This window comes from Gemmiger sp. An50, assembly GCF_002161595.1.
Taxonomy (GTDB): Bacteria; Bacillota; Clostridia; order Oscillospirales; family Ruminococcaceae; genus Allofournierella.
This window is the reverse complement of the sequence record NZ_NFID01000004.1, coordinates 118,590-131,910: the sequence shown is the minus strand read 5'-3', so window position 1 is coordinate 131,910 and position 13,321 is coordinate 118,590. Positions and strand designations below refer to the sequence as shown.

General features: G+C 61.2%; 15 protein-coding genes. All 15 read right to left on the bottom strand.

Annotated features, from left to right (window positions below; translation table 11 throughout):
* Positions 1-19: 19 nt before the first annotated feature.
* Positions 20-1,303: a hypothetical protein gene (locus tag B5G03_RS05760; protein ID WP_140401644.1), complete on the bottom strand. Its 1,284-nt coding sequence runs from the start codon at positions 1,301-1,303 to the stop codon at positions 20-22.
* 68 nt (positions 1,304-1,371) lie between these two features.
* The gene (locus tag B5G03_RS05755) at positions 1,372-2,130 is read right to left on the bottom strand and encodes a ZIP family metal transporter (protein WP_087180807.1); all 759 of its coding nucleotides are present in this window, start codon (positions 2,128-2,130) and stop codon (positions 1,372-1,374) included.
* A gap of 68 nt (positions 2,131-2,198) precedes the next feature.
* Positions 2,199-2,849: an SGNH/GDSL hydrolase family protein gene (locus B5G03_RS05750; protein WP_087180806.1), complete on the bottom strand. Its 651-nt coding sequence runs from the start codon at positions 2,847-2,849 to the stop codon at positions 2,199-2,201.
* Between the two features lie 18 nt (positions 2,850-2,867).
* Entirely contained in the window at positions 2,868-4,136 is a 1,269-nt protein-coding gene (locus tag B5G03_RS05745) for a hypothetical protein (RefSeq protein ID WP_087180805.1), read from the bottom strand.
* On the bottom strand, positions 4,133-5,344 hold the full coding sequence (locus B5G03_RS05740) for a hypothetical protein (protein ID WP_087180804.1): 1,212 nt from the start codon (positions 5,342-5,344) through the stop codon (positions 4,133-4,135). Before B5G03_RS05740 ends, B5G03_RS05745 begins: the two co-directional genes overlap by 4 nt.
* Positions 5,345-5,363: 19 nt before the next feature.
* The gene (locus tag B5G03_RS05735) at positions 5,364-6,134 is read right to left on the bottom strand and encodes a hypothetical protein (RefSeq protein WP_087180803.1); all 771 of its coding nucleotides are present in this window, start codon (positions 6,132-6,134) and stop codon (positions 5,364-5,366) included.
* Positions 6,131-7,534, bottom strand: coding sequence for a sensor histidine kinase (locus B5G03_RS05730; protein WP_087180802.1), 1,404 nt, complete (start codon positions 7,532-7,534; stop codon positions 6,131-6,133). The genes B5G03_RS05735 and B5G03_RS05730 overlap by 4 nt, the downstream gene beginning before the upstream one ends.
* Entirely contained in the window at positions 7,531-8,190 is a 660-nt protein-coding gene (locus B5G03_RS05725; protein WP_087180801.1) for a response regulator transcription factor, read from the bottom strand. The genes B5G03_RS05730 and B5G03_RS05725 overlap by 4 nt, the downstream gene beginning before the upstream one ends.
* A 179-nt stretch (positions 8,191-8,369) precedes the next feature.
* Positions 8,370-8,615: a hypothetical protein gene (locus B5G03_RS05720; protein WP_087180800.1), complete on the bottom strand. Its 246-nt coding sequence runs from the start codon at positions 8,613-8,615 to the stop codon at positions 8,370-8,372.
* A gap of 29 nt (positions 8,616-8,644) precedes the next feature.
* Positions 8,645-8,878: a hypothetical protein gene (locus B5G03_RS05715; RefSeq protein ID WP_087180799.1), complete on the bottom strand. Its 234-nt coding sequence runs from the start codon at positions 8,876-8,878 to the stop codon at positions 8,645-8,647.
* 149 nt (positions 8,879-9,027) lie between these two features.
* Positions 9,028-9,693, bottom strand: a complete 666-nt coding sequence (gene deoC / locus B5G03_RS05710) for a deoxyribose-phosphate aldolase (protein WP_087180798.1) — start codon at positions 9,691-9,693, stop codon at positions 9,028-9,030.
* Complete coding sequence (locus B5G03_RS17365) at positions 9,693-9,833, bottom strand: hypothetical protein (RefSeq protein ID WP_162613354.1); 141 nt, start codon at positions 9,831-9,833, stop codon at positions 9,693-9,695. Before B5G03_RS17365 ends, deoC begins: the two co-directional genes overlap by 1 nt.
* A gap of 194 nt (positions 9,834-10,027) precedes the next feature.
* Positions 10,028-11,953 (bottom strand): bifunctional 4-hydroxy-3-methylbut-2-enyl diphosphate reductase/30S ribosomal protein S1, encoded by a 1,926-nt coding sequence (locus tag B5G03_RS05705; RefSeq protein WP_087180797.1) that lies wholly within the window; start codon positions 11,951-11,953, stop codon positions 10,028-10,030.
* Positions 11,954-11,992: 39 nt separating this feature from the next.
* On the bottom strand, positions 11,993-12,610 hold the full coding sequence (locus tag B5G03_RS05700) for a lysophospholipid acyltransferase family protein (protein WP_087180796.1): 618 nt from the start codon (positions 12,608-12,610) through the stop codon (positions 11,993-11,995).
* 38 nt (positions 12,611-12,648) lie between these two features.
* Positions 12,649-13,311, bottom strand: a complete 663-nt coding sequence (gene cmk / locus B5G03_RS05695; protein ID WP_087180795.1) for a (d)CMP kinase — start codon at positions 13,309-13,311, stop codon at positions 12,649-12,651.
* Between the last annotated feature and the right edge of the window lie 10 nt (positions 13,312-13,321).

The window sequence follows — 13,321 nt, the reverse complement described above, 5'->3', positions numbered from 1 at the left end:
CGGGCGGCACAAAAACCGCTCACAGCACCCGGAAGCAGTCGGTCAGTGCCGCCGGCTGCAGGTTTTCGCCGTTTTCTCCGATATGGGAAGCCAGAATCCTGGCCTGTACCTTTTTGCCGCCCACATTTCCCAGGCGGAAGTAGGACCCACCCTCGGTGCTGGGCTCCACTACCCGGACCTCCAGATAACCGGTGCCGTCCTCCAGGCTGCGGATGGCCCAGCTGCCCTCCTGCGAGCCCTCCTTCACCTGGATCTTGCCCTCCCAGCTGGGAGGCAGCTCCAGATAAAAGCCGTTCTCCAGGTCCACGATGCCGAAGCTCTTCTCCGGTGTGGTGCTGGTGTAGTCCATCCAGGCCACAAAGCTCAGCCGGCCCACCGTGATGTGGCCGTTGGCGTCCGGTAATTCCACCGGGATCTCCACCGTTCCGTCGCCGTCGATGTCGGTGCTGGTGAGCAGGCTGGAATAGCGGATGCTTTCGGTGTAGACGTCCACCGGCAGCAGAGGGGTGTATTCCTCCAACTGCTGGGTCGTGGCGTTGTAGCCCAGCAAAATGCTTGCCAGCGCCGCCCCGGAACCCACATAGCCGTCCAGCACCAGATAATAGCCGCCGTCCGCACCGCTGCTCAGGTGCAGGCCCTCACAGCTGGAAAACCGCTCCGGGCTCAGCCAGAACTCCTGCGCCATGGCGAATTCCCCCCGAATGGCGGTGAGCAACTGCACCTTCATGCCGTCGCTGGTCTGGGGGCCGATCAGAATCAAGTCCTTCAGGCCGCTGCCGGTGATGTCCTGCAATTCATACTGGGAATAGGCCTGCTCCATCACCTGGGTGAGGGTGTGGTCCTGATAGGCATATACCGAAAGATATTTTTCCCCGCTGGCGCCCGCATAGCCCACCAGCAGCTGCATGCCGCCGTCGCCGCTCATGGCCGCGGTGCTCACGCTGTCCACCTCGGCGGAAAGACCTTCGATCTCCTGGGTCACCACCCAGCTGCCGCCGGACTGTTCCAAAATCGCCAGGCAGACGTTCTGCATCCCGGAGCTCACATACAAAGCCGCCGCGTCCATCGAGCCGTCGCCGTTCCAGTCGCCGAACAGAAAGGGGGAAAGAATCTCCCCGTTCTGGGGGTATTTCAGCTGGGGCGCTTCGCCCAGATAGGCTGTGAGCGCCCGCTGCACATTGGTCTGGGGACCGGCCAGCTGGGGGGCGCGCAGAAGCTCCTCCACGCCGCCGCTCATGCTGCTGGCACAGCCGCACAAAAGGCTTGCCGCTAGCGCGAGCGCCGCCAAAGCCATTCGTTTCACGGCCTTCCCCCCTTCCCGCCCACGGCATCTCGTGCCCCGGGCCAAAAAAGATAATCTGCTTTATTATATCACGATAGCACACTGATTCCAAGTAGCATCGTCAAAACCCCCGCCGCAAAGCCCGCCGCAGCCTTGGGCGCCGGACCCAGCCGGTAGGCCATGGGCAGCAGCTCAAAGGCCGACGCCCAGCACATCACCCCAGCCACTCCGGCCAGTATCCCGTTCAGAAAGCCCGGGGTGAGCAGCGGTCCCAGCAGCCCGAAGGCCAGCACCGCCCCCAGCGGCTCGGCCAGCCCGCTGGCAAAGGCCGCGCCCGCCGCCTTTGCCCGGCTTTTTGTGGCGTAATACATCGGTGCGGCCACCGCCATGCCCTCCGGCAGGTTGTGCAGCCCCACCGCCAGGCTCAGCCGAAGGCCAGCCGCCGGGTCGGCCACACCCGCAAACAGGGTGAGCGCCCCCTCCGGCAGGTTATGGACCAGCAGCGCAAGACCGGTGACCAGCGCGCCCCGCAGCACCCTGGCTCGTCCCTCGTCGCCCCGGCACGGGTCCGGCTCAGGCAGCAGCTGTTCCAGCAGCGCCGCCAGAGCCATGCCCAGCAGCGCAAGACTGGTCACCGCAAGCCCCGCGCCCACCGGCCCCATCCCTGCCCGCCAGCCCGCCAGCGCGTGAGGGAGCAGGTCCAGCAGGCTCATGGCCAGCATCACCCCCGCTGCAAAGCCGCTGCAAAGCGCCATCGACCGCCGTCCGGGCCGGAAAAGCGCGGCGGCCAGCCCGCCGATGCCGGTGCTCAGCCCGGCCAGAACTGTCAACGTGAGCGCATGCAGCATACAACAACACCCCATATCCCTTTTTTACAAGGATATGGGGTGTAAAAAACCTCTATGCGTGCGGACGCTCAGCTCCGGCCGCTCAGCAGCACCCGGATCTTGGCTTCCAGCGCCAGGGCAAAGCGGGCCTGGCTGGCCTCGTCGAAGTGCATCCAGTCCGCCTCGCCCGGCTGCACGTAGGGGTTGCAATCCATGAATTCGCAGCCGGTGACCCGGGCGATCTGCTCCAGCAACGCGGGCAGCTTTCGGGATTTCTCCACACAGCCCTCACCCATCTCCTGGTCAATGCCGGGCACCTGATGCACCCGGGGATCGATCATCATGGGCGCCACGATCAGCACCTTCGGCTCGCCTGCCCACACCGGCAGCTCCTTTGCCCGTCTCACCAGCCGGGCCAGTCCGTCGGCAATGTTCTGGGCGTTGGCGGAATAGCGCTGCTTGCAGTCGTTGGTGCCCAGCATCACCACCAGAAGGTCCAGCGGACTGTGGGCGTTCAGCGCCGGAACCAGGTGAGCAAAGCCGCACAGGCCCTCGCCCAGCGGGTCCTCAAACACGGTGGTGCGGCCGCACACCCCTTCCTCCGCCACCAGATAGCCCTCGCCCAGCTGCTCCTGCAGCAGGCGGGTCCAGCGGACGTCGTCCTCATAGCGGCCGCCGGTGGCGGCGCAGTAGCCCCAGGTATTGGAATCGCCATAGCATACGATGTGTTTTCTGTTCATGGATGTTCGACCGCCTTTTTACGTTGTTTTCTGCCCCCTATTGTAGCAGAGCAGGGGGCGCAAAACAATGCCCGCAGGCAAAATACATCTGCCGTCCGCCCAGGTGAAATACCGGTATTCGGGGACGTTGTTCCAGTAGTCCTCTTTTTTGATGAGCGCATAATCCCGCCAGTAATACCGCTCCTGCTGGGGTTCTCCCGTTTGGCTCATACCGGCTCGGGTACCGGAATGGGACCGGCATTCCACCACATAGCAGTCTCCCAGCGGGGCCAGGGCATGCAGCACGTATTCCTCGCCGCTGTTCGTATACCTTCCCCGCAGTGTTGCCTCGGTGATGCTGCCGTCCGCCAGGTCCAGCGAACAGGCCAGCATAGGCAGGCTGGTGTTCTCCAAAAGAGCGTACCCGTCCCAAACAAACTGCACCCAGGAAGCGACCGCCGTTTTTTCCTCCTGCTGCCACACCAGCCGCTGCTTTCCGCTGGACAGATCCACTTCATACAGGCTTGCCGATTCCTGATCCTGAAAATACAGCATGCCGTCTTGAATCAAACTGAGATACCCGGTCGTATCCGGCAGGGTGAAAAGCTCGCAGGTTTCGCCGGTGGTAAGATCCAGCAGCCAGAAAAAATACTCCCGGTCCTCATTCCGCAACCCACAGAATACCGGCTGCCCGTTCATCTCGCCGGTGAATATGCCGCAGGGAAGCGGGTCCGGGTATTCCACTCGGCTGGCAACGGTTTCCTCTACGCCGCACCGGTACACCTCCGGGCTGGAAAAGAGGTTTTCTCCCCGGTAAAAGAACCAGACCGCATCCTGCTGCGCAAAGGCCACCATGCGGGTTACATCCGTCACCCGGCTGCTCAGACATGTATTCTCCAGCACTCCCTTCCCGCCCGTCTCACTCTTCCAGATCATTTCTGCGCCGCTGCCGTCCGGATTGCAGCGCCACACCTGCTCGCTCAGGTCAGGCATGTACTGGGTATCCGAGGTGGAGTAGTACAAAAATTTGCCGTCGGTGACCGGGTAGCCAGTCAGATGTTCCCATGGTCCCATGGTCAGGGAGATGGGGCGGACGGACATATCCGCAGTATCGCACACCGCATTTTCACTGGTGTAGTACCGCTGCCCGTCCCAGGGAAAAAGCCAGCCCTCCAGCCGGGTCTCTTCCGCCTGCTCCGGCTCCGGCGCTGCTGAAGCAGCGGGAGCCGCGGGTTCGGCCTGCTGCCCGCAGCCTGCTAACAGCAGCAGTGCCAGCGCCACTGCCAGCAGCCGTTTTGCCGTTCTCATGGTACCTGCTCTCCTTCCCATTTAAAAATCTGATAGTCGGGCCGGCCCGCCCAGTAATCTTCCTTGGCAATAAGGGCCAGCCCGCGTTGGTTCACCCAGGAATTCACCGGCTCCCCCTGGTCATTGATCCACAGCTGTTTGGTCCACCGCTCGCTTTCCACATCGATCAGGTAATATTCCCCGATCTGCGCCCGGATGTGCATTGGTGTGCCACTTTCATCTGCCAGCATGCCTTTTACCTTCTGACCGGTGGAGCAGTCCACATACCACAGTTCCGACTCGTAGCCTTCCGAGCCCCGAACGCGCAGTTTTCCGTCCCAGATATCCTGCACGCGTACCAGCAGATAACCGTCATCCGAACTGGCAAGCTGCCGGACCGCCCCGGTTTCCAGGTCCAGGCAATACACCCGCTCCTTGCCGTCCGGATTCTGGGCAAAAATGCTGCCCACGCAGATGAAATTTTCCCGGATCAGCAGCGCCGGTCCCAGAACAAACTGGGAGGTCTCGGCATTTTCGCTGCTCAAAAGAACCGTCATTTCTCCGGTCTCCGCGTCCAGCTGGAACAGGCCCGCCTCCGGTTCCCACGAATCCCGCAGCACGGCCCGGCCCTGATACTCGCCCCAGAAGCGCACATGGCCGCCCAGCCGCTTCACCGGCTCACAGGTGCCGGACGCCGAGTCCCACGCATAAAGCCAGGTGGAATCCTCTTCCTCCTCGCCCCACCGGTTCACCAGGAAGCAGCGCCGTTCGCCGCTGCGCAGCAGGATGGGCCGCTTGTAGTATTCGCCCGCACCGTCGGTATAGGCAATCCCGATCTGCTCATGCTCGCCGCATTCGTAAAGAATTTGCACTTCTCCGCCTTCCAGCGGCACCCGGCCCAGCGCCTTACTGGACGATTCTCCCGGCCGGGTCAGGACGAAATACAGCGCCTGCCCGTCCGAGACCGGGCCCTCGGCGGTCATCTGATATCCCCGGGGCAATTCCGGTCTCCAGTCGCGGGCGGTCATGGTTTCCAGATCATAGCGTGTGTTTTGCGTGTAATAGCTCCGGCTGTCGGTGCTGTGCAGCACCTGGCTCTGCGGCTTCTCGATCTGAATCGCGGGCGTTGGTGTGGGCGCCTCTGCCCCCGGGTCCGGCTCCTTCGCGCCGCAGCCCGCCAGGAGCAGCAGAGGCAGCGCAACTGCCAGCAGCCAATGATTCCGTTTCATCCAGGCCCCTCCTTCCGGGTCATTGTTCCGGCAGGCTCACATCCAGCTGAGCCAGCTCCTCCTGCTCCAGCGGGCAGACCCCGAACACCAACATGCCGTTCACATAATTGGCATACAGATACAGCTTCGCTCCCGGCGAATACCGGGCCCGCAGCTCGCTCGTGTTTCCCTCTGTCACATAAGGCTGAATCAGCACATCCAGCACCTGCCAGTCATCCAGCACATCCAGCCCGGTAACCGCCAGATATTCGTCCATCAGATGCTCCAGATCCTGCCCGGTGTATTCCCGCGAGTTTCTCATCAGCATGCGCACCAGCTGCCCCTCGGCGCTCATTTCCCATTGCAGAGAGGAGCATTGTTCCCAGTCCTGCGTGGTGTTCAGATTCCATGCGGAAAATCCCACGCTGTCCGAGGCGGAGCGCCAGTGGTCTGCATTTGCGATCTGCCGTTCCAGCTCCGCCTGCTCCTCCTCGCTCCAGAAATCCATCTGCCGCAAAAAGTCATACAGCCGGTCGGGCGCGTCGCCCAGGGCTTCCTGATCCGTCATCTGCAAAAGCGCTCCCGCGTAGTTTTTGATTCCCAGCAGCTGATCCCGGTCGTAAAGCTGGCGGGCAAAATCAATGCTTCTCGCCTGGGTGCTCTGCCCGTCAGCCGTCAGCTGGCGGGGCATGACCTGGGCGTACAACGCCTCATCGCTTCGCTCCATCAGGGGCAGCGGAGCGGCCAGCACCAGAGCCAGAAAGGCGAAAGCCGCCAGGAAGGCCGCCGCCGTAAAAAGCCTCTGTTTCATACCGTCCCCTCCCGCAAGTTCAGTTCCACCACCGTGCCCTGACCCAGCCTGCTTGTAAACCGCAGTTCACTGCCGTGCAGCCGGGCAATTCGGGCGCAGAGAGCCAGGCCCATGCCGCTGCCGTTCTGGGCCCGGGCGCGGGACTTGTCCACCATATAAAAGGGCTCGGTGATGTGGGGCAGATCCGCCTCCGGGATGCCCCGGCCCCGGTCCGCCACCCGCAGCACAATGCCCTCTTCCGTGCGGCCCGCCGTGATGTGCACCCGGCCGTCCTTCGGCTGAGCCCGGGCTGCGTTGATCACCAGATTGCGCACGAGATCCGCCAGCAGGTCCCGGTCCGCCAGCACCGTGAGCGCCGGGTCACACTGAATTTCCAGCATGGGGGCAAGCTCGGGTAGACTGGCCGCCGTATCCCGCAGCACCAGCGCAAGCCGCACCGGCTCCAGCGTGAGCTCCTCCTGCTCCACAAGGCCCATCAGCTGCATCAGCTTGCCGCTCAAAGTTTCCAGCCGCAGGGCCTCCCGGTGGATATACTGCACCGCCTGCCGCTGGTCCTCCGGGTCCATCTCGCCGCTGCGCAGCAGGTCGGAATAGCCCAGGATGCTGGTCATTGGGGTTTTCAGCTCGTGGGTAAAGGCCGACACGAATTGCTTTTGCCGCAGGATGGTATCCTCCATCTGGTCCACCTTGTCCCGCACGGTGGCGGTCATGGCGTCAAAGCTGCGGCTGAGCGCGCCCACCTCGTCCCGGCTTTTGGTGGCGGTGGAGAGGGTATAATCCCCCGCCGCCACCGCCTGGCTGGCCTTTTCCAGCTTTTTCAGCGGGCGAATCATCCAGCTCACCGCCAGAGCAGCCGCCGCGCCCGCCAGGGCCAGCGCCGCCAGTTCCAGCCGGAACAGCTCCCGGAATTTGGCCTCCCGAGCCTGGAACACGCCCGTCACATCGTAGGCGCTCACCAGCCAGTATTCCTCACCGGCCGCCTGCACCTCGCTGGCCATCATCATGTAGCTGTCCTGCCCCGCCTTTTGCAGCAGCAGCGCTTCCTCTCCTGCGTCGATGGCCCGCTGCGCCGCCTCCTGCCCCAGCGTTCCGGGCAGGCTGGAATACAGCGCTTCTCCGTTTTGATACACCGCAAAGCCGCCCTGCTGCTGCCCCACGTACCGGCCCAGACTTTCCCCGTAATCCACCACAGCCTGACTGCTCAGCATTCCGTCGTTGACCTTGGCCAGCAGGCCGTTCTGCAGCGAATAGGTGTCCCGCCGGTGGGCCAGCGTATTCTGGGTGCGGGCCTGGTCGAAGTTCCGTTCAAAATCCGTTTTGGTCAGCCAGCCGCCGCCAGCCGCCAGCAAAACGCCCAGCAGAAGCAGAATAGTCAAAACCAGTTTCGGCGCAAGTTTCATGACGTTTCCTCCAGTCGGTAGCCCACCCGGGGAATGGTTCGGATCATATGCTGCCAGCCCAGCTTTTTGCGCAGCCGGTGGATGTGGATGTCCAGGGTGCGGGTGTCCAGCTCAGCGTCCCGCCCCCAGACCCGCTCATACAGGGTATCCCGGTAGAGGGCAATGTTCTTGTTGTGCAGCAGCACCAGCAGCAGGTGGTACTCGGTGGGAGTGAGCGCCACCTCCTGCCCGGCCTTTTTCACCTGACGGGTGGCCACGTCCACCGTCACGTCTCCGGCCTTCAGCAGCGCCTGTCCCCGGCCGGAAAGCCGCAGCACGTTCTCCACCCGCGCCAGCAGCTCCTCCGGGGCAAAGGGTTTTACAATGTAGTCGCAGGCGCCCAGATGCAGCCCCTTTACCCGGTCTGCCACGGTGGTCTTTGCACTGATGAAGATCACCGGGATGCCGGTGGGCCGGATGAAGTCGATGAGCTCATAGCCGTCCGCCCCAGGGAGCATGATATCCAGCAGCACCAGATCGTACTCGTTTTTCTCCAGCAGCTCGGCGGCCTTCAGCCCGTCAAAGGCCATCTGGCAGGTATAGCCCATCCGGGCCAGCGTCATGGCGATCAGCTGCGCGATGGCCGCCTCGTCATCTACGATCAAAATCGGCTTCATTTCTCATGCCCCCTGTTCTCGTTTTCCACCTTGATGATAACAGCGCTATCTTTCGGAGTTGTTACAAAATGTTCCGCTTTTCTCCATGATAGCAAACGGCACAACGAAAAAACAGGCCCCGGACCCTTTCCTCGGGTCCGGGACCTGTTTTCTCAGTTTTGCCGCGCTGCGTGCCGGTGTTATTGTTCGTGGGACTTCCTGTCATTCAGGGCCTTCTGCACTGCGTCCAACTTTTGCAGCAACGCCAGCGTGCAGCCCACCACCAGGCCCGCCAGCAGCGCCAGACCGGTCATGATAGGGGCAAAATAGGAATTCACAAAGGCGTCGCCCCCGATCAGACACAGCTGACCCAGCCCGCCCAGAAAATAGCTGTTGCCAAAGAAAAATACCACAAAGGTCAAAATCCCCGCCAATGCAGGCTTCATATCCGTTCCGTCCTTTCCTCTTTTGGAGATTATTCTTTCCGGAATGCTTCAATCACACTGAGCGCGAATCCGGCCAGTGTCACAGCAATACAGACCCCCAACGGAAGCTGTAGACGCATTCCCAGGAGGCAGCCGTACCAGCCGGTAATTCCGTTGTAGCTCCAGGGATTCATGGGGCTCAGTACCATGGCGCCGATCAGCAAAATCCCGCCCAAAAACCCCATACACATGAGGACCAACCCCAAAACCATTTTTCTGCTCATGCGTTCTCCTCCTTCTTGTTTGCCGTTTCCAGGCATTCCATCACCGCGTTTCTGTTTGCCTTGAGTATAGCATTTCACCCGGCTGGTTTTCAACCAAAAGCGGGCCGCCGGTGGAAAACCCCGGCGGCCCGCTCAAAAACTTGATTCAATTAGTATCCGCTGGACTCCAGGCCCTGCAGAATCTTCACCGCGCGGCTGGTGCCCAGGCGGTCGGCGCCCAGCTCCAGGAACTTCTCGATGTCCTCGATGGTGGAGATGCCGCCCGCAGCCTTGATCTTGCAGCGGCCGCGGCAGCAGCGGGCAAACAGCTCGATGTCCGCAAAGGTGGCGCCGCCGGTGGAGAAGCCGGTGCTGGTCTTGATGAAGTCCGCGCCAGCCTCGCACACGATGTCGCACATCTTTTCCTTCTCAGCGTCGGTGAGCAGGCAGGTCTCAATGATGACCTTCAGCACCTTGTCGCCAATGGCCTTCTTGATGGCGGCGATCTCGTCGCGCACAAAGTCGTACTCGCCGTTCTTCAGGCGGCCGATGTTGATGACCATGTCCACTTCCTCGGCGCCGTTCTCAATGGCGGTCTTGGCCTCAAACACCTTGGTGGCGGTGTCGGTGGCGCCCAGAGGGAAGCCCACAACGGTGCACACGGGGATCGCGCCCTTCATGTATTCACAGGCCTGCTTCACATAGCCGGGATTGATGCAGATGGAGGCAGTGTGGTTTTCCATGGCCTCGTCGCAGATCTTCTGAATGTCGGGCCAGGTGGCGTCGGCCTTCAGCAGGGTATGGTCAACCTTTGCCAGAATTTCTTTTTTATCCATTATTTGATCTGACCTCCCAACTTGCACTGCTTGCACTGGCGGGCCTTGTACATGCCCACCGCACTGAACACAATCGCGGTTACAGACAGGATCACGCCCACGATCCCAAGAATCAGGCCGGTCAAACGAAACGCTTTCATAAATTCAACGATCTCCTTTCCCTGAGGTGCCGGGCAAAAAGCAGCCTGCCGGTGGTGGCAGCGCCGTCCGCCCTGCTCTGGAATAGTTCCAGTATAGCATGTTTTCGCCCTGATTCCTAGTGATTTGCACGTAAATACATGTGGCAAACAAAAAAGCCGCCCGGCAGTTGCCGGGCGGCTTTTGAGCCATTCAATTATTCGGCGTCGCTGGCCTCGTCGTCCAGCAGAGCCTTCATGGACAGGCTGATGCGCTTCTTGTCGAAGTCGACATCCAGCAGCTTCACGTTGACCTCATCGCCAACCTTCAGCACGTCGCCAACCTTCTCCACGCGCTCGTTGCTGATCTCGGAGATGTGAACCAGACCGTCCACACCGGGCAGGATGCGAACGAAAGCACCGAACTTGGTGATGCTCACAACGGGAGCGGTGAACACGCTGCCGATGGGATACTCGTTCTTCAGCTTCTCCCAGGGGTTGTCCTCGGCCTTCTTGTAGCCCAGGGAAACCTTGTGGTTCTCGGGGTCCAGAGCCTTCACATACACCTCGATGGTGTCGCCCACGGCAACAACCTCGCTGGGGTGCTTGATGCGGTTCCAGCTCAGCTCGCTGATGTGGCACAGGCCGTCCACGCCGCCGATGTCCACGAAGGCACCGTAAGCGGTCAGGCTCTTCACAACGCCGGTGTAGGTCTTGCCAACCTCAACGTCAGCCCAGAAGGCCTCACGCTTGGCAGCGTTCTCCTCGGCGGTGACCTTGTTGATGGAACCAACGATCTTGCGGCCAGCGCACTCGGTGATGATCAGCTTCACGTTCTGCTTTACCAGAGCGTTGATGTCCTCGTCACGGCGCATGGTGGCCTGGCTGCGGGGTACGAATACCTTCACGCCCTTCACCAGAACGATCACGCCGCCCTTGTTGGTCTCGGTGACAACGCCTTCCATGACGGTGCCTTCCTCAGCGGCCTTGGCCACCTCTTCCAGACCCTTGCGGGCTTCCAGCTTCTTGCGGGACAGGTAGGCAACGCCTTCCTGATCGTTAACTTTTTCAACGACGAGGTCCAGCTTGTCCCCAACCTTGACCAGATCCTCCGCACGGGCTGCGGGGTCGTCGGTAAGCTCACTCAGTTTCACAAAACCGGTGTGTTTGGTGCCGATATCAACCTGCACCTCGTTGGGCGTAATGCTGGTAACAGTGCCCTCCACTACCTTACCTGCGAAAACAGGCTTGAGATTGGCCTCGCTTTCTGCGAACATCTCGGCAAAGCTCATCTCTTCACGGATTTCTTCACTCATACTGTTAAGTACCTCCTCAATTATAGACGATGGCGTGGAAGCCCCGGCTGTGACGGCCACTGTGCCCACACCCTCAAACCATTCCGGCAGAAGCTCCTTTGCGGTCTCCACCGTAACGGCCTTTGTGTGTTTTTCAGCGACTTTCACAAGCTTTTGGGTATTGGAAGAATGATGACCTCCAATGACGACCATCAGGTCGCATTTTCGGCTGAGGTCTTCCGCCTCCTGTTGCCTCGTCCACGTCGCATTACATATTGTATCAAAAATCTCGGCGTTTGTATAGTCTTTTTTTATAAAGTTTGTACATTCTAACCATTTTGTTACCTGAAATGTGGTTTGTGCCACCACGATTATACCATTTTGCCCATTTTTCGGGCCCTGCCAGGCCTTTAATTCATCCAAATCGGCGAACACAAACACCTCGCCTTTGGTGTGGCCAACGATGCCCTGCACCTCCGGGTGGGTCTTGTCGCCCGCCACCAGCAGGGTCTTGCCCTCGTCGCTGGCGCGCTTGGCGATGCGGTGGATCTTGGCCACAAAGGGGCAGGTGGCGTCGTGAAGCACCAGTCCCTTTTCGGCAATGGCGCTGTACACATCCGCGCCAACGCCGTGGCTGCGGATGACCACCTCGTACCCGTCGGGCACGTCTTCCAGCCCGGCGGCGGTGACCACGCCCTTGGACTCCAGGTCCGCCACGCACTGGGGGTTGTGGATCAGCGGGCCCAGGGTGGCCACCTTACGGCCCTCTTCGGCCAGCTGATAGGTCAGCTTCACTGCCCGGTCCACGCCAAAGCAGAACCCGGCGGTCTTGGCTTTCAAAATCTTCATGGGTGCTTCTCCCTTTATTCTGCCCCGCCTGCACGGGGTTTATTCAAACTTATTCTGCTGATACAGCTCTTCCCAGGCGTCGGCCAGCATGGCCTTGCACTCCCGCAGCTTTGCGGCGGTCTTGTGCTCGCCCATGTCCAGCGCGGCGGCGGGAATGGGCTTGCCGAAGCAGACCTTCACCCCGCTGAACAGCTTCATGTGTCCGTGGCGGTAGATGATGCGGCAGGGGATCATATCCACCCCGGCGGCGCTGGCCACCACGAAAGCTCCGCTCTTGATCTTGCCGGGCTCGCCGGTCTTGGAGCGGGTGCCCTCCGGGAAGATCAAAAGGCCCTGGCCCCTCTTCACCTTATCAATAGCCACTTCCACTGCGCCGGTGTCGCCCTTGCCCCGCTCCACGCCGAACACACCCACGTTGCGGAACATCCAGCTCAGCACCGGATTCACCTGGAACAGCTCTTCCTTGGCCATAATGAGCATCCGTTTGCCCCAGAACCGGGCGATGACCACGAACACCGGGTCGATGGCGGAGATGTGATTGGGCGCCAGCACGAAGCCCTTGCCGTCCCGCGGCAGGTTCTCCTTGCCCACCACCCGGATGCGGAAGACCAGATGCCAGATCAGCCAGGCACCGGTCACCATAATACCATAAAACATGCTTGTTTCCTTTCTCGATTGGCTTGGATTGCGGGTTCTCAGACCCGGCTGAGAATCACCGATTTCATGGCCTGGAAACTCTGTTCCAGGTCCATATCGCTGGTGTCCACCAGAACGGCGTCCTCGGCCTGGCGCAGCGGCGCGGTGGCCCGGTGGCTGTCCTGATAATCCCGCTGGCGGATATCCTCCAGCACGGTCTCGTAATCGGTGGCCACGCCCTTTTCCTGCAGCTCCTTGAAGCGCCGGTCAGCCCGGGCCTCGGCGCTGGCGGTGAGGAAGATCTTCACGGTGGCGCCAGGCAGAATCACGGTGCCGATGTCCCGCCCGTCCATCAGGATGTCGTGGGTGCGTGCCATGCCTCGCTGCAGCTCCAGCAAAAAGGCGCGCACCGGCGGATGGGCCGACACCGCGCTGGTGGCCATGCCCACGTTCTCGGCCCGGATGGCCTCGCTCACATCCTCGCCGCACAGCAGCACCCGCTGGGCGCCGTTCACATAGCGCAGCTCGATCTGAATCTGGGGCAGAAGGGCCGTGACCGCGGCCTCATCCTTGGGGTCCACGCCCTGGCGCAGAGCGTACAGGCCGATGGAACGATACATGGCGCCGGTATCCACATACAGATAGCCCAGCTCCTTGGCAAGGCGTTTTGCAAGGGTCGATTTTCCCGCCCCGGAGGGGCCGTCGATGGCAACAGAGATCATGTTTTCCTTA